15 protein-coding genes and 2 tRNA genes are annotated in these 18,431 nt (G+C 64.5%); 10 read left to right on the forward strand and 7 right to left on the reverse strand.

The window, feature by feature from the left end; genetic code table 11:
• The 3 genes from VNW74_RS25870 to VNW74_RS25880 all read right to left on the reverse strand — a co-directional run.
• Positions 1 to 1,019 (reverse strand): acyl-CoA dehydrogenase family protein (locus VNW74_RS25870; protein ID WP_325682160.1); only part of this gene is annotated, 1,019 nt, incomplete at its 3' end.
• A complete protein-coding gene (locus VNW74_RS25875; protein WP_325682162.1) occupies positions 1,016 to 3,025 on the reverse strand; it encodes an acetyl/propionyl/methylcrotonyl-CoA carboxylase subunit alpha in 2,010 nt (669 codons plus the stop codon). The genes VNW74_RS25870 and VNW74_RS25875, both read right to left, overlap by 4 nt.
• Before the next feature lie 12 nt (positions 3,026 to 3,037).
• A complete protein-coding gene (locus VNW74_RS25880; protein WP_325682164.1) occupies positions 3,038 to 4,588 on the reverse strand; it encodes a carboxyl transferase domain-containing protein in 1,551 nt (516 codons plus the stop codon).
• Between the two features lie 96 nt (positions 4,589 to 4,684).
• On the opposite strand from VNW74_RS25880, the gene VNW74_RS25885 reads away from it, so the two are divergent.
• The 3 genes from VNW74_RS25885 (at position 4,685) to VNW74_RS25895 (ending at position 7,967) form a co-directional block, all read left to right on the forward strand.
• Positions 4,685 to 5,335, forward strand: coding sequence for a TetR/AcrR family transcriptional regulator (locus tag VNW74_RS25885; protein WP_414686775.1), 651 nt, complete (start codon positions 4,685 to 4,687; stop codon positions 5,333 to 5,335).
• Between the two features lie 122 nt (positions 5,336 to 5,457).
• Complete coding sequence (locus VNW74_RS25890) at positions 5,458 to 7,128, forward strand: GMC family oxidoreductase (protein WP_325682166.1); 1,671 nt, start codon at positions 5,458 to 5,460, stop codon at positions 7,126 to 7,128.
• Positions 7,129 to 7,211: 83 nt separating this feature from the next.
• The gene (locus tag VNW74_RS25895) at positions 7,212 to 7,967 is read left to right on the forward strand and encodes an MmpS family transport accessory protein (protein ID WP_325682168.1); all 756 of its coding nucleotides are present in this window, start codon (positions 7,212 to 7,214) and stop codon (positions 7,965 to 7,967) included.
• A gap of 15 nt (positions 7,968 to 7,982) precedes the next feature.
• Here VNW74_RS25895 and VNW74_RS25900 read toward each other — a convergent pair whose 3' ends face one another.
• On the reverse strand, positions 7,983 to 9,311 hold the full coding sequence (locus VNW74_RS25900) for an MFS transporter (protein WP_325682170.1): 1,329 nt from the start codon (positions 9,309 to 9,311) through the stop codon (positions 7,983 to 7,985).
• A 192-nt stretch (positions 9,312 to 9,503) separates the two neighbouring features.
• Between VNW74_RS25900 and cmrA the strand changes: the two genes are divergently transcribed.
• On the forward strand, positions 9,504 to 10,307 hold the full coding sequence (gene cmrA / locus VNW74_RS25905) for a mycolate reductase (protein WP_325682188.1): 804 nt from the start codon (positions 9,504 to 9,506) through the stop codon (positions 10,305 to 10,307).
• Between the two features lie 2 nt (positions 10,308 to 10,309).
• Here the strand turns inward: cmrA and VNW74_RS25910 are convergent, their stop codons facing one another.
• Entirely contained in the window at positions 10,310 to 11,845 is a 1,536-nt protein-coding gene (locus VNW74_RS25910) for a helicase HerA-like domain-containing protein (RefSeq protein ID WP_325682172.1), read from the reverse strand.
• Positions 11,846 to 12,017: 172 nt separating this feature from the next.
• Between VNW74_RS25910 and orn the strand changes: the two genes are divergently transcribed.
• Positions 12,018 to 12,665: an oligoribonuclease gene (gene orn, locus VNW74_RS25915; RefSeq protein WP_325682174.1), complete on the forward strand. Its 648-nt coding sequence runs from the start codon at positions 12,018 to 12,020 to the stop codon at positions 12,663 to 12,665.
• 47 nt (positions 12,666 to 12,712) lie between these two features.
• Positions 12,713 to 12,788 (forward strand) — tRNA-His (locus tag VNW74_RS25920).
• 466 nt (positions 12,789 to 13,254) lie between these two features.
• Here the strand turns inward: VNW74_RS25920 and VNW74_RS25925 are convergent.
• Positions 13,255 to 13,650 (reverse strand): hypothetical protein, encoded by a 396-nt coding sequence (locus VNW74_RS25925; protein ID WP_325682176.1) that lies wholly within the window; start codon positions 13,648 to 13,650, stop codon positions 13,255 to 13,257.
• A gap of 294 nt (positions 13,651 to 13,944) precedes the next feature.
• On the opposite strand from VNW74_RS25925, the gene VNW74_RS25930 reads away from it, so the two are divergent.
• The 3 genes from VNW74_RS25930 to VNW74_RS25940 all read left to right on the forward strand — a co-directional run bounded on the left by VNW74_RS25930 (position 13,945) and on the right by VNW74_RS25940 (position 16,976).
• Positions 13,945 to 14,253 carry a hypothetical protein gene (locus VNW74_RS25930; RefSeq protein ID WP_325682178.1) on the forward strand — a complete coding sequence of 103 codons (309 nt, stop codon included), beginning with the start codon at positions 13,945 to 13,947 and terminating at the stop codon, positions 14,251 to 14,253.
• 115 nt (positions 14,254 to 14,368) lie between these two features.
• A complete protein-coding gene (locus tag VNW74_RS25935) occupies positions 14,369 to 14,800 on the forward strand; it encodes a hypothetical protein (protein ID WP_325682180.1) in 432 nt (143 codons plus the stop codon).
• A gap of 46 nt (positions 14,801 to 14,846) precedes the next feature.
• On the forward strand, positions 14,847 to 16,976 hold the full coding sequence (locus VNW74_RS25940; protein WP_325682182.1) for a serine/threonine-protein kinase: 2,130 nt from the start codon (positions 14,847 to 14,849) through the stop codon (positions 16,974 to 16,976).
• A gap of 4 nt (positions 16,977 to 16,980) precedes the next feature.
• Here VNW74_RS25940 and VNW74_RS25945 read toward each other — a convergent pair whose 3' ends face one another.
• Complete coding sequence (locus VNW74_RS25945; protein ID WP_325682184.1) at positions 16,981 to 18,180, reverse strand: L,D-transpeptidase; 1,200 nt, start codon at positions 18,178 to 18,180, stop codon at positions 16,981 to 16,983.
• Between the two features lie 177 nt (positions 18,181 to 18,357).
• Between VNW74_RS25945 and VNW74_RS25950 the strand changes: the two genes are divergently transcribed.
• Positions 18,358 to 18,430: transfer RNA gene (locus tag VNW74_RS25950), tRNA-Lys, on the forward strand.
• Position 18,431: the final 1 nt, after the last annotated feature.

Here is an 18,431-nt window from a genome sequence, read left to right on the forward strand (position 1 = left end):
TCACGCGCGTTGTCCATCGCCGCCTCGCTGGCCACCAACTTGGCGATCGCCGCCTGCTTCTTGAATGGCTTACCGGCCAGCATCAGCGCCGCGGCGTCGTAATAGGCCGTGCGCGCGGTGTGCGCGCGAGCCTCCATCCGCGCGATCATGAAGGCGATGGACTGATATCGACCGATCGGCTGACCAAACGCTTCGCGTTCCCGTGCGTACTTGACGCTCTCGTCGACGCAACCCTGCGCAGCTCCGGTGGATAATGCAGCGATCGCGATGCGGCCCTCGTCGAGGATGCGCAAGAAGTTGGCATATCCGCGACCGCGTTCGCCGAGCAGATTCTCCTCGGGCACGCGGACGTCGTCGAAGCTGAGCGGATGGGTGTCCGAGGCGTTCCAGCCGACCTTGTTGTAGGCCGGCTCCACGGTGAACCCCGGCGCGGGTACCGGTACCAGGATCGACGAGATCTCCTTTTTGCCGTCCTGCTCGCCGGTCACCGCGGTGACCGTCACCAGCTTGGTGATGTCGGTACCAGAGTTAGTGATGAACTGCTTGGACCCGTTGATCACCCAATAGCCGTCGTCGAGATGCGCGGTGGTCTTGGTTGCACCGGCGTCGGTGCCGCCGCCGGGCTCGGTCAGCCCGAACGCACCCAGGGCACGACCACTTGCCAACTGCGGCAACCATTCCTGCTTCTGGGCATCGGTGCCGAACCGATAGACCGGCATGGCGCCCAGCGAAACGCCCGCTTCTAGCGTGATGGCCACGCTTTGGTCGACCTTGCCCAGTTCCTCCAGCGCTAGGCACAGCGCGAAGTAGTCGCCGCCCATTCCGCCGAACTCTTCCGGGAAGGGAAGACCGAAAAGGCCCATCGCAGCCATCCCGGCGACCACCTCGTAGGGGAACGAGTGCTCCGCGTCGTGCTGCGCGGCCACCGGTGCGACGACGCTCTGGGCGAAGTCACGGACCGTCTTGGCCAGCTGTTGGTACTCGTCCGGGAGCGTCGCGGTGGACAGGAAGTCGGTCATAACACGTCATCCTCTACTTTTGGTAATGCGTTGGTGCTCGCGGTAATCCGGGCCAGCGGCTGACCCACCTTGACCTGGTCGCCGACGGCGACGAGAAGTTCGACCACACCGTCGACGGGCGCCGTCAGCGCGTGCTCCATCTTCATCGCCTCAACCGTCACCACAACGGCTCCGGCCTCGACTTCGGCGCCGTCTTCAATGCTCACCGCGACGACCGCGCCGGGCATCGGACTGGTCAATTCGGCGTCGCCGGTGGGCTCGTCGTCTGGGCGTACCGGCGCTTCCCTGACCTCTTCGAGCACCGCGGTGGTGCCGCCGCCGGCCAACCAGATCTTGCTGTCAGCCCCGGCGACGGTGTACTCGCTACGCAGCCCGTCCAGCGTCACCGTGAGCTGGTCGCCCGTCAGATCGGACTGCAACGAGCGACATTCGCCATCTTCGATGCAAACTTCGGCCGATCTCGGCACTCCGGTGATGTGCACGTGGTCGATGCGGTCCCCGGCGCGCAGCCGGATGCTCACCGGTGCTCTGGCGCCGACGCGCCAACCGGATGGCACCTCCCACAAGTCCGCGCCCGGGGCGGGGAAAAGACGCAACCAGTGGAAGGCCGCAGCAGCGATGAACTGTTCGTCGGACGGGGGTGTCGCGACGAAATCCCCGGCTCGTCGGTCCAACAGCCCGGTGTCGAGCCGACCGGCGCTGACATCGGGATCAGCCAGCAGGAACCGGGCGAACTCGATGTTGGTGACGACACCAAGCACCGCGGTATCCGCCAGCGCCCGATCGAGGGTCCGCAGCGCGGCCGCCCGATCCGCGCCATGCCCGACCACCTTCGCCAGCATCGGGTCGTAGTTGCTGCCTATGACCATTCCCGCGGACAGACCGGAATCGACTCGCACACCGGTTGCATCCGGTTCCACCATCGCCAGCACATCGCCGCCGGTGGGCAGGAAGCCGTTCGCAGGGTCCTCGGCGTAAACCCGCGCTTCAATCGCGTGCCCGTGCAGGGCAATATCGGCTTGACCGACGCTCAGCTTCTCCCCCGCCGCGATCCTGACTTGCCATTCGACCAGGTCCCACCCCGTCACCATTTCGGTGACCGGGTGCTCGACCTGTAGCCGGGTGTTCATCTCCATGAAGAAGAATTCGTCGGGCCGATCGGCCGAGACGATGAACTCCACCGTGCCGGCGCCGGTGTAATCCACGCTCCGGGCGGTATCGCATGCGGCGGCGCCGATCCGGGCTCGAGTCGCGGCGTCCAGCAGCGGCGATGGCGCCTCTTCGATCACCTTCTGATGTCGCCGCTGCAGGCTGCACTCTCGTTCGCCGAGGTGCACCACATTGCCGTAGGTGTCGGCCAGCACTTGAACTTCGATATGCCTGGGGCGCAACACGAATCGCTCGAGGAAGAGCGTATCGTCACCAAACGCGGCCGCCGATTCGCGGCGGGCACTGACCAGCGCCGCCGGCAGGTCAGCGGGCCGCTCGACCATGCGCATGCCCTTGCCGCCGCCACCGGCAGACGGTTTGACGAGCACCGGGTAGCCGATCTCCTCAGCGGCAGCGATCAGTTCATCGTCGGTGAGGCCGGGCCGCGCGATACCGGGAACCACGGGCACGCCGAACGCCGATACGGTGCCCTTGGCGGCGATCTTGTCGCCCATGGTTTGAATGGCGCGCACCGGCGGACCGATGAACGTCACCCCCGCCGATGCCAAAGCAGTCGCGAAATCGGCGTTCTCCGAAAGGAATCCGTACCCCGGGTGTACGGCCTGTGCTCCGGTGCGCACAGCCGCGTCGACGACGGCGGGAATGTTGAGATAGCTGTCGCGCGCGGGCGCCGGTCCGATCGCGACCGCGAGGTCGGCCGCGCCGACATGGCGGGCGTCGGCATCGGCGTCGCTGTAGACGGCCACCGACCGGATGCCCATCGCCTTGAGCGTCCGGATCACCCGGACGGCGATCTCGCCCCGGTTGGCGACTAGCACAGTACGTAGTTCTCTCATGCCCATGTGCCTCTACATCCGGAAGACACCGTAGGAGACCGGCTCGACGGGCGCATTCGCCACCACCGAAAGCGCCAGACCGACAACCGTTCTGGTGTCAGCGGGATCGATAACCCCGTCGTCCCAGAGTCGGGCCGTCGAATAGTACGGATTGCCCTGATGCTCGTACTGCTCGCGAATCGGGGCCTTGAACGCTTCTTCCTCCTCGGCCGTCATCTCCCCGCGCACCGTCGCCAACACCGACGCCGCCTGCTCACCACCCATGACCGATATCCGGGCGTTTGGCCACATCCACAGGAAGCGCGGCGAATACGCCCGTCCGCACATCGAGTAGTTGCCCGCACCATAGGACCCGCCGATTACCACGGTGAGCTTGGGCACTCGCGCGCACGCCACCGCGGTGACCATCTTGGCGCCGTTTTTGGCGATGCCACCGGCCTCGTAGTCACGACCCACCATAAACCCGGAAATGTTCTGCAAGAACAACAACGGCACCAACCGTTTGTCGCAGAGTTCGATGAAATGCGCTCCCTTGAGCGCTGATTCGCTGAACAGCACACCGTTGTTGGCGACGATCCCCACCGGGTGGCCGTGAATTCGCGCGAAGCCAGTGACCAGCGTGCTGCCGTACTCGGCTTTGAATTCTCCGAATTCGCCCCCGTCGACGAGCCGGGTGATGACGTCGTGTACGTCGTAGGGAATGCGCGGATCGACCGGAACCACATCGTAGAGCTCGGTTTGATCGGCAATCGGATCCACGGTCGGCCGCACATCCCAGGTGCGCGGTTCGCGCGGCCCCAGTGTCGAGACGATCCGGCGGATGATGCGCAGCGCATCGCGGTCGTCGTGCGCCAGATGATCGGTGACACCGGAGATCTTGGAGTGCAGATCGCCGCCGCCGAGCTCCTCGGCGGTGACCACTTCTCCGGTGGCGGCCTTCACCAGCGGCGGGCCGCCGAGAAAGATGGTGCCCTGATTGCGGACGATCACCGCCTCGTCGCTCATCGCCGGAACGTACGCGCCGCCCGCCGTGCACGATCCCAGCACGGCGGCGATCTGCGGGATGCCCTCGGAGCTGAGTTTGGCCTGGTTGTAGAAGATCCTGCCGAAATGCTCGCGGTCGGGAAACACCTCGTCTTGGCGGGGCAGGAACGCGCCCCCGGAGTCCACGAGGTAGATGCAGGGCAGCCGGTTCTGCCCGGCGATCTCCTGCGCCCGCAGGTGCTTTTTCACCGTAATCGGGTAGTAGGTGCCGCCTTTGACTGTGGCGTCGTTGGCCACGATCATGCATTCACGACCGGAGACCCTGCCGATGCCGGTAATGATGCTCGCGCCTGGGCACTCGTCGTCGTACATGCCGTCGGCGGCCAGCGGAGCGATCTCGAGCAACGGGCTGCCGGGATCGAGCAGGCCGTCAACTCGGTCACGCGGCAGCAATTTGCCGCGGTCGACGTGGCGTGTACGGGCTCGTTCCGGGCCGCCAAGGGCGGCCGTGGCCAGCTTGTCGCGCAGCCGCCCGACAAGCGCGCCGTGCGCGTCGCGGTTTTCTGCCGGAGAGGTCATCGTTTACACGCCAATTTCGGTTAATGATCACTAACTCGTGATATGTTAGTGGCGATTAACCGAAGTGTCCAGTACAAGTTGTCGAGGGAGGCCGTCATGGCAGTTTCTGCTCCGGCCGACCACAGTGACCGCGACGGCCTGACGGATATGCCGAATCGCCGGAGTCGGCGCAAGTCGGACCGGCGCTTGCAACTGCTGTCATCAGCGGAGCGGCTGTTTGCCGAACGCGGGTTTCTGGCGGTGCGGCTGGAAGACATCGGCGCCGCAGCGGGTGTCAGCGGCCCGGCGATCTATCGGCATTTTCCCAACAAGGAGTCGCTGCTGGTCGAGTTGTTGGTCGGCATCAGCACCCGCTTGCTCACCGGCGCGCGAGAGGTCCGATCCCGCGAGACTGACGCCGCCCCGGCGCTGGACGGCTTGATCGACTTCCACCTCGACTTCGCGCTGAGTGAACCGAATCTGATCCGTATTCAGGACCGCGACCTCGCCCATTTGCCGCCAGCGGCCCAACGCCAGGTGCGCCGCGCGCAGCGCCAGTACGTAGAGGTCTGGGTGGGAGTGCTGCGTGAGCTCGAACCGGCGCTCGCCGAGGCCGACGCTCGGCTCATGGCACATGCCGTGTTCGGTCTGCTGAACTCCACTCCGCACAGCCTCAAGCCCGGCGAAGGCAGGGCGGCGCGAACCGTGCGGTCACGGGCGGTGATGCGGGCAATGACGGTTGCCGCGTTGGCCGTCGGCGCTTCCTGACCCTGAACCGCTTGATCAATTCCAGTAATCGACTACTTGGCCGGGCGATATTCTCAGCGTCGACCTACTACGACTCGGTCGCCAACGATCGATGGCCCTAGGCAGCGCGCGAGAGGACTTCGGTGAGTCCCGACTATGACGTGATTGTGATCGGGTCGGGCTTCGGCGGCTCGGTCACTGCTCTTCGTCTGAGCGAGAAGGGATATCGCGTCGGCGTGCTCGAGCAAGGGGCGCGCTGGCGGCCGCAAGACTATCCTCCCGGCCAGTTACCTCTGCGAAAAGCCCTGTGGCAACCTAAATTCGGCCTCTTTGGCCCCCTGCGGCTCACCATCCTGAAGAACGTCGTCATTCAATCGGCCGCCGGCGTCGGCGGCGGATCATTGATCTATGGCAACGTCCTCTACGAACCGTCGGAACAGTTCTACAACGATCCCCAATGGGCCTCGATCACGGACTGGAAGGCCGAATTAGCGCCCCATTACGACCAGGCCAAACGGATGCTCGGCGTCGCTACCAATCCGAGGCTGACCCCGGCAGACGACGTATTCAAATCGATCGCCGACGATTTGGGCATCGCCGACACGTTTCGCCCAACCCCGGTGGGTGTATTTTTCGGCGAGCCCGGCAAGACGGTGCCCGACCCGTACTTCGGCGGCGTCGGACCAGACCGGGCCGGTTGCACCTTCTGCTCTCAATGCATCACCGGATGCCCGAACAACGCCAAGAACACCCTCGAACGAAACTACCTGTACCTCGCCGAAAGGGCCGGCGCGCAGGTTCATCCGATGACGACCGTCGTCGACGTTCGCGAATTGCCTGGCGGCGGTTACGAGGTCGAAACCGTCCACACTGGGCGGCGGGTGCGCAAACAACGCCGGACCTGGCGCGCCGATCAGGTGGTGTTCTCCGCCGCCGCGATCGGCACTCAAAACCTGCTCCATCGACTGCGGGTCAACGGATCATTGCCGCGTATATCGCCGCGATTGGGTGAACTGGCACGGACGAACTCAGAGCTCAGCCTGGTGGCTACTGCGCGAACACGCACGGATTTGGCCCAAGGCGTGGTGGGGACGTCGTCGATCCACCCCGATGCACATACCCACGTCGAGGCCTTCCATGTCGAGAAGGGGAGCGATTCGCCGTTCGCGCTCACCACCACTCTGGTCGACGGCGATCGACACCGCCTGGCCAAATGGGTGCTGACGAACCTGCGCCATCCGGCTGCATTCGCCCGCTCCCTCGACGCCCGAGGAGCATCTGAGAGATCAATATCCCTGCTCGTCATGCAGGATCTGGACAATTCGCTGACGACGTACCTCAAGCGAGGCCTCTTCGGCGCGAAACTGGCCTCACGACAGGGCAGGGGCGAGCCCAATCCGAACTGGAATCCGGTCGGCCATGACGTCGCGCGACGCGCGGCGGCGAAGCTCGATGGCGACGCCCGCGGCTATTACTTCGACCTCTTCAACCGACCGACCACCGCCCATTTCATTGGCGGTTGCCCTATCGGAGATTCGCCGGCCACCGGCGTCGTGGACGCCTACCACCGGTTGTACGGCTATCCGGGCCTGCACATCATCGATGGTTCAACCATCGCGGCCAACCTCGGCGTCAATCCTGCACTCACGATCACCGCGATGTCGGAACGCGCGGTCGCGTTCTGGCCCAATAAAGGCGACCCCGACCCACGTCCTGCACTTGGTTCGACCTATCGCCGAAGTTCGGTCGTCCGCCCCCGCAATCCGATCGTGCCCGAAAGCGCGCCGGCGGCGCTTCGCCTGTCAGCGATCTGACTCACTGCGCGGATAACACCCGCTCATCGGGTGTCCCGGCGCCCAGCGTCGTGCTGCAGGTACCCTGCAGCCATGAGGTGGACATGAACGATCCACGTCGGTCCGAGAACGCCCGTTCAGATCAACAGGGGACCGAACAAACCCGACGAATACGTCAGCCTTACCCGCCGTACACCGACCCGGCTTACAGCGGGCAGTCGTTCTATCCCCCGCCGCATTACCCGGGCTCAGCGGCCGATCCGAACGCAACCAACCCGACCGACAAGATTCCCCGGTACTGGTTGCACGGTCAGCCTCCGCCGGATCAACTCACAGAAGAACCTGAACCCGGGCGACAGAAAGCACCGCGCTGGTTGTGGATCGTCGCTGCCGCGGCAGTCCTGCTGGTTGCTGCACTGGTCATCGCCCTGGTGATCGCCAACGGCACGGCCAGGAAGGAAACCGCCGTCGCCCCGCTGCCGGCGATGCCGAGTTCACCCAACCCGGCGTCGACCGCACCGACGTCGCCCTCGCCGTCCGCCACCGCATCCGAGCCGACCAGCACCGAAACCAGTCCGCCGGCCAACGCCAGCGCCATGCAGACCGTGGTCTATAACGTCACCGGCGAAGGCCGCGCGATCAGCATCACCTACGTGGACAACGACGGGATGATGCAGACCGAATTCAACGTCGGGTTGCCGTGGAGCAAGGAAGTCAGCCTGCCGGATTCGGGCAGCCGAACGCCCAACATCACCATCATCAATATCGGCCATGACGTCACCTGCTCGGTGACCGTGGACGGGGTCGAGATCAACCAACGCACCGGCGCCGGCCTGACGGTCTGCAACGGATCGGGCTGATCTTGATTGTCCGGTTCAACTTACGTCGGCCATGAGGGTTCGGTGCGGGGCGCGGACCATCAGCATGCCCGCCAGCCCGACGCCCATGACCAGACATATGCCGCCCATTCCGGCGCGGACGGCGCCGAAGAACTCGACGAAGACCGAAAAGAGCCACGGCGCCACGAAGGACACCGCGCGTCCGGTCATCGTGTAGAGGCCGAAGGCCACACCTACCTTGCCCTCTCCCGACATGCGCAGCAGCAGGGTCCGCGCAGACGACACCGCCGGACCGATAAACAGGCACAACAGCAGTCCGCAGATCCAGAACAACCGGGGACCTGAGACCGCCACCAAGGTCAGTCCCACCGCGATGATGCTGGCCAGTGATCCGACGATCACCGGTTTGGATCCGATGCGGTCGTCCAACAGCCCGCCGAGCACGGCGCCCACCGCCGCCACCACACTGGCGGCCGCGCCGAATATCAGCACTTCGGCCGGTGAGATGCCGTAGGCGTTGACACCGAGCACGCCGCCGAAGGTGAACACACCGGTCAGCCCGTCCCGAAACAGCGCGCTGGCCATCAGGTAATAGACCAGGTTGCGATCCCGGTGCCATTCGGCCGTTAGATCCGACCACAGCTTGCGGTAACCGGCCAGCATGCCCCCCTCGGGCCGGGCGACCTCGACGACGGAAGGCAGCCGGTGGGCGGTCAGCAGCAGCGGCAACGCGAAGACCGCGAACCACCCGGCGGCAAGCAGCATCGCCAACCGGACGTTCATGCCGTCGCCGGCGGACACGTGCAACAACCCGCGGGCAACGCCCTTGCCGGAGATGAAACCGAAATAGACCACCAGCAGCAGCATCACGCTACCGACGTATGCCGCCGCCAAGCCGAATCCGGAGATCCGCCCTGAGTTCTCCGGAGTCGACAGCTGGCGCAGCATCGCGTTGTACGGAACGGTGGCCAGATCGCCGGACGCCGCAGTAGCCCCCAGCAGCGCCAACCCCAGCCAGAAATACTGCGGTTGCTCGCGGATCAGGCTCATTGTGCCCGTCAGCGCCACCGTCAGGCCGGTCAGCACGGTCAGGGACGTGCGCCGCCGATGCGGATCCTCCACCCACACGCCGATCAGCGGCGCCAGGAGCGCAACAGTCAGCCCGGCGATCCCCAGCGCGCGACCCAGCCAACTCGCCGGTGGGACGCCACCAGGTAAGCCCTTGCCGACGGCGCCGGTGAGATAGACCGAGAAGACGAAGGTCACCACGATCGCGCTCAGGCCGGCAGCACCGGTGTCCCACAGTGCCCACGTCAGCACCCGGGATCGCTCGGATCTGCGCGAACCCGATCCCGGGTTGCTCATGCTCGCACTTTAATGTCCGGTCGCCGACCCGCAGCGCCCGCCTTCACCGCGCTCGCGATCGGCTCCAACATGTCCGGTCGCCGACCCGCAGCGCCCGGCTTCACCGCGCTCGCGATCGGCTCCAACATGTCCGGTCGCCGACCCGCAGCGCCCGCCTTCACCGCGCTCGCGATCGGCTCCTACCATTGGCGGATGCCAGTACCCGCGCCCAGCCCCGACGCTCGCGCCGTTGTCACCGGAGCCTCGCAAAACATCGGCGAAGCACTGGCCACCGAGCTGGCCGCCCGCGGCCACAGCCTGATCCTCACCGCGCGGCGCGAGGACATCCTCACCGACCTCGCCGGCCGCCTGACCGACAAATACGGAGTCGCTGTCGAAGTACGCCCGGCCGATCTCGCCGATGCAGCCGAACGCACAAAACTGACCGACGAATTGGCCACCCGCGACATCTCGATCCTGTGCGCCAACGCGGGCACCGCGACCTTCGGACCGGTCTCGACGCTGGACGCGGCGACGGAAAAGGCCCAGGTGCAGCTGAACGCGATCGCCGTGCACGACCTGGTGCTGGCGGTGCTGCCGGGCATGATCGAGCGCAAGGCCGGCGGCATCTTGATTTCCGGTTCGGCAGCAGGCAATTCGCCGATTCCCTACAACGCGACCTATGCGGCCACTAAGGCGTTCGTGAACACGTTCAGCGAATCGTTGCGCGGTGAACTGCGAAAGTCCGGTGTGCACGTCACGCTGCTGGCACCCGGCCCGGTGCGCACCGAGCTACCGGATCCGGCCGAAGCCTCGATCGTCGAGAAGCTGGTGCCCGATTTCTTGTGGATCTCCACCGAGTACACCGCACAGAAGTCGTTAGATGCCTTGGCGCGCAACAAGATGCGCGTCGTGCCCGGCGTGACGTCCAAGGCGATGTCGGTGGCGAGTCAATACGCCCCGCGCGCTATCGTCGCGCCGATCGTCGGAATTTTCTACAAAAAGATGGGCGGCTGACCCTAACGGCGCCGACGCCCGCTGCCACCGAACATGCTGCGGATGAGCTCAGTTCCGAGCGCCCTGAGGAAGGTCTGGAAACCGCGGCTATTCACGAACCGCTTCCACCGGCCGGGCTTCTTGGCTTCTGCGGGCTGACCGGCCGGCGCCGGGGCATCCTGCGCCTTTTTGGCTTGCAATTTCTCGGAGGCGGATTCCGAGTCTCTGGTCGTGCCGTATTTGCTATGCAGCGGGCTGGCTTCGGCCGCCTTGCCAATCGCTTCGTCGCCGATGGCGGCCATGAGCGAGCGAGGTGAGCGCAGCCTGGTCCACGCGACGGGGGTCGGCGCACCGCGCTCCGACAACACAGTGACGACCGCTTCACCGATGCCCAGCGAAGTCAACGCCGAAGCGAGGTCGTAGACATCGGTTTTCGGGTAGGTGCGAACGGTTTTGGTCAACGCCTTCTGGTCATCGGGAGTGAAGGCACGCAGCGCATGCTGGATGCGCGCTCCCAACTGAGACAGCACTTCATTGGGCACGTCGGTGGGCAACTGAGTGCAAAAGAACACCCCAACTCCCCGAGAACGGATCAGCTTGACGGTCTGCTCGACCTGCTCCAGAAACGCCTTCGACGCATCGGTGAACAACAGGTGCGCCTCGTCGAAAAAGAACACCAGCTTGGGTTTGTCCACATCGCCAACCTCCTTCAGATTCGAGAAGAGGTTGGACAGCACCCACATCAAGAAGGTGGAGAACAGCACCGGGCGCGCGGCTTGGTCGCCGAGTTCCAGCAGCGAAATGATCCCACGGCCTTTGTCGTCGAGCCGCAACAGGTCGTTGGGATCGAGTTCCGGCTCGCCGAAAAAGGTGTCGGCGCCTTCGGCTTCCAGGTTGACTAGAGCACGCAGGATGACGCCCGCCGTCTGCGCGGAAACGCCGCCCAGGTCCTTGAGATCGGCCTTGCCCTCGTCGCTGGTCAAGTGGCTGATCACCGCCCGCAAGTCCGCCAGGTTGTACAGCTCGTAGTTTTTCTGGCCTGCCCAGTGGAAGATCAGGCCCAGCGTCGACTCTTGGGTGGCATTGAGCCCCAACACTTTTGAGAGCAGGATGGGCCCGAAGCTTGCGATGGTGGCGCGCACCGGCACACCGATGCCCTTGGTCCCCAGCGACAAAAACTCCACCGGGAATGCGCTCGGCTCCCAGTTATCGCCGGTTTCCTTGGCGCGCGCGGTGATCTTGTCGCTGCTCTCGCCGGGCCGCGACAGGCCGGACAAGTCGCCCTTGACGTCGGCCATCAGCACCGGCACGCCCGCGGCCGACAGCTGCTCGGCGATCACCTGCAGCGTCTTGGTCTTGCCGGTGCCGGTCGCTCCGGCTACCAAACCGTGCCGGTTGACAGTGGCCAGCGGGATGCGGATCTGCGCGGCCGGGTCGGTCGTGCCGTCGACGACGACCGTGCCCAACTCCAGGGCGTGGCCCTCAAAGGCGTAACCTTTGGCGATCTCCTCCGCCGGCGACGTTGGCGATGCGCTGCGCGGTGTCGACTCGGAGCTCATCGTGACGTCCGCCTCCCCTGTTGGTCGTAGTCCGGCGACAATGCGGGCCGCTTGGGGCCGCTGAGGAGCCGGACAATCAAAGCTAGTACCGACAACGCATGACCTTACTTGCTGCGGCGCCTCGACGGGGTGGCTGCAGATCTGCCAGCTAACTTTGCCTAGGGTGAACGCTGTGCGGGACGAACTGGTGTGGATCGACTGCGAGATGACCGGGCTGGACCTGGGCTCGGACAAGTTGATCGAGATCGCCGTGCTGGTCACCGACGCTGACCTGAACGTTCTTGGCGATGGCGTCGACGTGGTGCTCCACGCCGACGACGCGGCGTTGTCGTCGATGATCGATGTGGTCACCGAGATGCATACCCGCTCAGGCCTGATCGAGGAAGTGCGCGCATCCACCGTGGATGTCGCGGCGGCGGAGGCGATGGTGCTCGACTACATCCGTAAGCACGTCAAACAAGCTAAAACGGCGCCACTGGCCGGTAACTCGATCGCCACCGACCGGGGCTTCATTGCCCGCGATATGCCTGCCCTGGACTCATTTCTGCACTACCGGATGATCGATGTGAGCTCCATCAAGGAGCTGTGCCGCCGGTGGTACCCCCGCATCTACTACGGCCAGCCAGCCAAGGGGCTGGCGCACCGGGCGCTGGCCGATATTCACGAATCCATCCGCGAACTGCAGTACTACCGGCGCACCGCGTTCGTGCCGCCGCCGGGCCCTGCCACCAGCGACATTGCCGCGGTAGCCGTCGAGCTCGGCGATGAAGCGGCCACGCCAGAGACAATCGATTCGGCCGCCGAGCGCCCGAACCGCTAGTATCGACGCTGCTGCCCGTCGCCTTAGGGTTCCGGCTGGCGGCAATGGTGGGTGTAGTTCAGTTGGTAGAGCGTCAGGTTGTGATCCTGAATGTCGCGGGTTCGAGTCCCGTCACTCACCCCAAAGGTCAGAGGAACGTGTGAACAGCACTGCTGTGGCTGAGCCGGACGTTCGGTCCCGATGACGCTGGAGGGGTCTTCGTCGTTGACGTTGGCAACCGCGCCGCGATTTATCTCACCGAGGCCGACGTCAACCGCTTGATCGCGGCCACAGGGAGACGAGTGAGCAGGTGCAAGGGCAGGATGTTGCGCCACACGGCGCGCCCTAAAGCCCAGTCGGCATGAAACGACCATCCCGCCGTGGGCAGGGTCCGTGGGTGGAACTGTCCAGCCCAGATCCACCCTGGGCGGTGTCCTTCTACTACCGACGACCCCCCAACGAAGCAGAGACCGCCGATGCTGCGCCGGCCAATGTGCTGCCGATGAACCGACGCGGCCGTCGCCAGCCGGCCCGCAGGACTAGCCACCCAAGCAGCTGGCCTGCGCTAGGCGTCTCGCACGCCATCGGGTGTCTTGATGATCTGCGACCATCACCAACACACGATCGGATTGGTGAGCGTGCCCACCCTGTCGCTGACCCTGTTCAGAGGGACGGGTTGAGGCGCCGAAACCTCAATGCGGGTCGCCACTTGGTACCAAATTCCGTCAGTATTTGCTTGGACGTTCAAGTTGTACACGCCTACGGGCAGCGTGTACGGGTAATAAGTCGGCATGCCCAAATCGACGTGGCCCGCAATCGAGCGGGTCGCGTTAGACGGGACCGCAATGTTGGTGGCCTGAAAGAGATTGTTCAGTGGCTCGGTCGGCGATACGGCCTCGGCCTCCACGTTCACTTCGATCTCTGCCTCGGTGTAGTTCCACAGTGAGAACAGGACGTCACCGAAATGCCCGGAGACCCCTACCACCATGCCGGGAGGGTTTGTCATGATTTCTTCTCCTTTTGAATGGCCCTGGAGTCGGGGCCACTGGCTACCGTTCGACGGTGCCGCTAAGCAGTGCAACTGTCGCGAGTAGCCGATTACTCGTCTTGTTTCGACGTGATACCTGCGACCAGAGGAACCAGATCGTTGTTGCATCTCGCTGTCGGCGATTTCGACCGCCGCCCACGTCTACCAAACAACGGCCAAGCTGTTGGCTGGCAACCGGGTGACTTTGCGACTGAGCCGGGCATAAGCTCGAAGCAACCTATGGTCAGGGACCGGTCCTTTGGGAGGCCTGCGATGACGAGATTTGTTCGCCGTCTGGCCGCTGATGTCGTCGCGGTCGCGTTACTCGCGATGGCGGCTGTGACGGTCGCGACACCGGGAATCAGTTCAGCGCAATGCGACCCGAACTGGTCGCGCAACGTGTGGACCAACGAGTGCAAGCCGCCACCGCCGATGCCGGAGTGGTACATACCCCGGCCGGCCTATGCGCCACCATTCGCACCGACGTGGATACCGCCACCCCCTCCTGCGCCGCCGTGGCACCCGGGGGACATCCCGGTGTGGAACGAGGGTCTTCAGCAGTGGGTATTCGTCGGGAACTGACGAACCAGGTATTTCGCTAAGGGAGAAGACCGGCTTCGGCATGCCTACCCGGCTTTTGTCAGTGCCTTGTGCGACGTTGGTTACGTCACAACCGAACCCAACGAGGCAGATCGACATGGACCAACTCAAACCCCACACGGTGGTGTGTCAGTGTTGCGAACTCGAATGGCCGGAACGGCTTACCTCGGCGGTCCGCAACGCGCACCTGCTTATCCGTGGATGGCGATGCCGTATGTGCGACGAGCATCAAGGCGACGAGATCAAGAAGGCCCACGACCACGAGAACGAAGTTCGCATCCGGTGGGGTAACGCCGTCGACGAGCTCCACACCGCGCAAGACGCCGCCGACCGTTACAAGGCCCAAACGCTCGCGGCATTGAGGTCGCGCGACCAGATACTGGAGCAATTCGGCAAGCTGGCCCGTTACCACCGGCCAACCGATTACGGATGCATCTGCGGAAAACGCAACTGCGAAGAGCTATCCATCATTGACGCCGACTGGATTACCGATCACATCGTCAGGATGTACAAGCGCGGCGTCGGGTAGATGCTGGTCGACTGACAGCCGCCTACGTCGGCGGTACCATCCGCCCATGTCGCTAGCGGCTGGGACGACCTTTGACGGGTACACCATTCTGCGGCCGCTGGGTTCTGGCGGGATGGCCGAGGTCTATCTCGCTCAGCATCCACGGCTGCCACGCCGCGATGCTCTAAAAATCCTGTCCGAGGCGATAACAGCGGACAGCGCCTACCGTGAAAGGTTTCAGCGCGAAGCCGACCTGGCCGCCGCGCTGTGGCACCCGAACGTCGTCGCGGTGCATGATCGCGGCGAGTTCGATGGTCAGCTCTGGATCGCGATGGACTACGTCGACGGCACCGACGCCGCACAGCTTGTCAAAGAACGCTACCCGGCCGGGATGCCGATACAGGACGTGTGCGCCATCGTCACCGCTGTCGCTGTCGCACTCGACTACGCCCACCAGCAGGGCCTGTTGCACCGCGATGTCAAGCCCGCGAACATCTTGGTCACCGATCCTCAGGACGGCAAGCGGCGAATCCTGTTGGCCGACTTCGGCATTGCGCGACCAATCGCTGACATCAGTGGACTTACCGCGACCAATTTCACGGTGGGCACACTCACCTACGCGGCACCCGAGCAGTTGATGGGTTCAGACATCGATGGGCGCGCCGATCAGTACGCGTTGGCGGCCACCGCGTTTCACCTTCTCACGGGCGTGCCGCCGTATCAGCATTCCAATCCGGTGGCCGTCATCAGCCAACATCTGACCGCACCACTACCAAAGCTGAGCGATCGGCGTCCGGAATTGACGAGCCTCGATGAGGTGTTGTCGCGAGGGTTGGCCAAGGACCCCGCCGACCGGTTCGAACGATGCGCCGACCTCGCCGCTGCCCTCACCCAGCGGGCCGGCGTGCCAGCCGACGATGATCACCTCACCGAGACCGGTACTACGGTTGCCGCGCCGATCGCGGAGCGCGAGACTCAAGTCGCGGTCCGCACCCCGTCCGCCGGGATAGCCAAGCGACGCAGACGATCGCGGATTCTTCTCGGAGCGACGATCGCCGCGGTATTGGTCACCGCAATCGGCGTCGTTGGTTTCGTGATGCGGCCAACGAAGAACACCGCGTCTCCCCCGCCCGCCAGCGCGCCGGCCCCACCTGCCGCAGTACTCGACGGCATGTACCGCTTCGACTACGACTATGAGAAGCAAACGATCAACGGTGCCCCGTATGCCATTCACACCGCCGACAACACCAGTTGGTGGGCCTTTCACTCGTCGTGTAAATCCACGGAATGCGTTGCCACCGCTACGCAACTAGACACCAAAAATCCCCGAGTGGCGCGCACCCCGGCTCAGTCAGCCGGTTACCGTTTCGTCGAGGGCCACTGGCAATCCGCGCCCGTTCAGCGCCAACTCGACCAGCCGCGCTGCCTCGGACCCAACGGTCAAGTCGTCGCAGGCGCGAACACCGTCATGCTGACCTGGTCGTTGGAGCCACAGCCCGACGGCACGCTTCGCGGTGTGAAGACCGGCACCGCGCTCACCAACGAATGCGGCCTTCAGGGTCAGGTTGCCGTGGCGCCGATCGTCGCGACTCGCGTCGGCGACGTGCCGACCGGTGTCACGGTCGCCGATCCGGCGACGGTCAGCAGCGCCCCGTCGACCAGCACCGCCCCACCACACGTCGCGGGTCCCGTCCTCGACGGCACCTACCGCGTGGACTTCGATCTGCAGAATCAGACGATCAACGGCGCGGTAACCGGCCTCAGCACTGCCGTCTCCCAGTGGTGGGCTTTTCATTCGGTGTGTACCCCAGTCGGATGCGCGGCCGCGGGGTCCGAGTTGGCCGAATCCAACCAGCAAGAGGGCACCGGCACGACAAATGTTTTCCATTTCGTCGACGGTCATTGGCAGGGCACGACCGATCTTCAGGCACCCATGCAGTGCGACGGAACAAACAAGCCGGTCACCGACGACGAGACGCGCCTTTGGTCACTGGAGCCACAGCCCGGCGGCACGCTTCGAGGCACCGAGATCGGCACCATTCTCAGCAACGAGTGCGGCAATCAAGGAACGGTGTACCGGACGCCGTTTGTCGCGACCCGCACCGGAGATGTCGCGCCGAGCGTCATTGTGGCCGACCCGGCGTTGTTCGTCGCTCCGACTGCGCCGGCGTCAACGCCGCCCCCTGCCGGTAGGTGACGCCTCACGCCTTGGCGTTGCCGGCGTGCCACTGATCCCACGGGATGTTCCAGTCACCAAGGCCTTCGGTGCCCGAGAGCGGCGGGCCGAGGGTGTTGAGCACCTGCACGATGTCGCCGCGCTTGGTGTGTTCGAAGAACCATTGCGCGTTGCTGGGGCTCACATTGAGGCAGCCGTGGCTGGTATTGGTGTGGCCCTGGGCACCCACCGACCATGGTGCCGAATGCACGAAAACACCGCTGTACGACATCTGGGTGGCGAAGTCGACCTCGGTGCGATATCCGTTGGGCGAGTTCACCGGTACGCCGTACGTGGACGAGTCCATGATCATGTGCGCGAACCGAAGGCCGAGGATGTAGGTGCCGCTGGCGGTGGGGGTGCTGTCCTTGCCCATTGATGTCGGCATGGTCTTGACGACGTTGCCATTGACCCGCACGGTCACCATCTTGGTGTTGTCGTCGGCGGTCGCGATGACCTCGTCACCGACGGTAAAATGGGTGCGCAAGTTGTCCTCACCGAAAACCCCGTCACCCAGGTCGACGCCATACGTGTTGACCGCGACGTTCACAACGGTGCCTGGCTTCCAGAAATGCTCAGGGCGCCAACGCACTTCGCGCCTGTTAAGCCAGTAGAACGCGCCCTCGACCGGCGGGTCGGTGGTCACCACGATGGCCTTCTCGGCCGCCTCGCGATTGGCAATGTTCTCGTCGAATTGGATGGCAACCGGCTCGCCGACGCCGACCACCTCACCGTCGTGCGGCATCGCGTACGGCATGGCCAGGTTCTGCGGCGAATGGGTCTGGAACGATATCTGGCGGGTGGCCACGCCACCAAGGCCCCGCGCTTTGGCGGTCAGTGTGTAGTTCCTGTTGTAGCCCAGCGGCTCGGTGGTCGACCAGCGCACGCCGTCGGGGCTGAGCTGGCCATCAAGCGACCGCCCGTTTTCGTTGACCATCTCGACGGAGGCCAGCACCCCATCGTCCGCGGTCACCGTTACCGGGCTGTCCACCGCGACGCCCACGGCGCCGTCGGTCACCGACGCGCTGATCTTGGGAACGAGGAGGTCCCCGAACGGTGTGGCCTTGTCCATGATGGCTTTCGGCTGCGGGCTGCCGCCGTCGCTGCCGCAGGCCCCCGCACCGAAAACGGCAAGCGGGACCATCAGGGCGGCCAACCATCGCCGGCCCAAGCGCTGACGCGTCATCAAACGACCTGCCACGTACGTTGCTCCCCCTTGCAGCACCGCAACCATGTGTTACTGGCGAGTATTCTAAGGGGTAGACGACTGTTAACAGCGACCAGCGGTCAACCTCCATCTCGGCGATTTCGTAAGCCGACGGAATGGCTGTTATTGTCGCAACCGCAGTCCAGCAGGATTCAGGCGCCGTTAGCTCAGTTGGTAGAGCAGCTGACTCTTAATCAGCGGGTCCGGGGTTCGAAACCCTGACGGCGCAC

Source organism: Mycobacterium sp. (assembly GCF_035570115.1).
Classification (GTDB): Bacteria; Actinomycetota; Actinomycetes; order Mycobacteriales; family Mycobacteriaceae; genus Mycobacterium.

What these genes read in the sequence shown, in the direction of transcription:
- VNW74_RS25875 (WP_325682162.1), bottom strand. Translation starts at nt 3,025, where the DNA reads ATGAGAGAACTACGTACTGTGCTAGTCGCCAACCGGGGCGAGATCGCC.
- VNW74_RS25935 (WP_325682180.1), top strand. Translation starts at nt 14,369, where the DNA reads ATGGACCAACTCAAACCCCACACGGTGGTGTGTCAGTGTTGCGAACTC.
- VNW74_RS25925 (WP_325682176.1), bottom strand. Translation starts at nt 13,650, where the DNA reads ATGACAAACCCTCCCGGCATGGTGGTAGGGGTCTCCGGGCATTTCGGT.
- VNW74_RS25910 (WP_325682172.1), bottom strand. Translation starts at nt 11,845, where the DNA reads ATGAGCTCCGAGTCGACACCGCGCAGCGCATCGCCAACGTCGCCGGCG.
- VNW74_RS25930 (WP_325682178.1), top strand. Translation starts at nt 13,945, where the DNA reads ATGACGAGATTTGTTCGCCGTCTGGCCGCTGATGTCGTCGCGGTCGCG.
- VNW74_RS25895 (WP_325682168.1), top strand. Translation starts at nt 7,212, where the DNA reads ATGAACGATCCACGTCGGTCCGAGAACGCCCGTTCAGATCAACAGGGG.
- cmrA (WP_325682188.1), top strand. Translation starts at nt 9,504, where the DNA reads ATGCCAGTACCCGCGCCCAGCCCCGACGCTCGCGCCGTTGTCACCGGA.
- VNW74_RS25940 (WP_325682182.1), top strand. Translation starts at nt 14,847, where the DNA reads ATGTCGCTAGCGGCTGGGACGACCTTTGACGGGTACACCATTCTGCGG.
- VNW74_RS25880 (WP_325682164.1), bottom strand. Translation starts at nt 4,588, where the DNA reads ATGACCTCTCCGGCAGAAAACCGCGACGCGCACGGCGCGCTTGTCGGG.
- VNW74_RS25885 (WP_414686775.1), top strand. Translation starts at nt 4,685, where the DNA reads ATGGCAGTTTCTGCTCCGGCCGACCACAGTGACCGCGACGGCCTGACG.
- VNW74_RS25945 (WP_325682184.1), bottom strand. Translation starts at nt 18,180, where the DNA reads ATGACGCGTCAGCGCTTGGGCCGGCGATGGTTGGCCGCCCTGATGGTC.
- VNW74_RS25900 (WP_325682170.1), bottom strand. Translation starts at nt 9,311, where the DNA reads ATGAGCAACCCGGGATCGGGTTCGCGCAGATCCGAGCGATCCCGGGTG.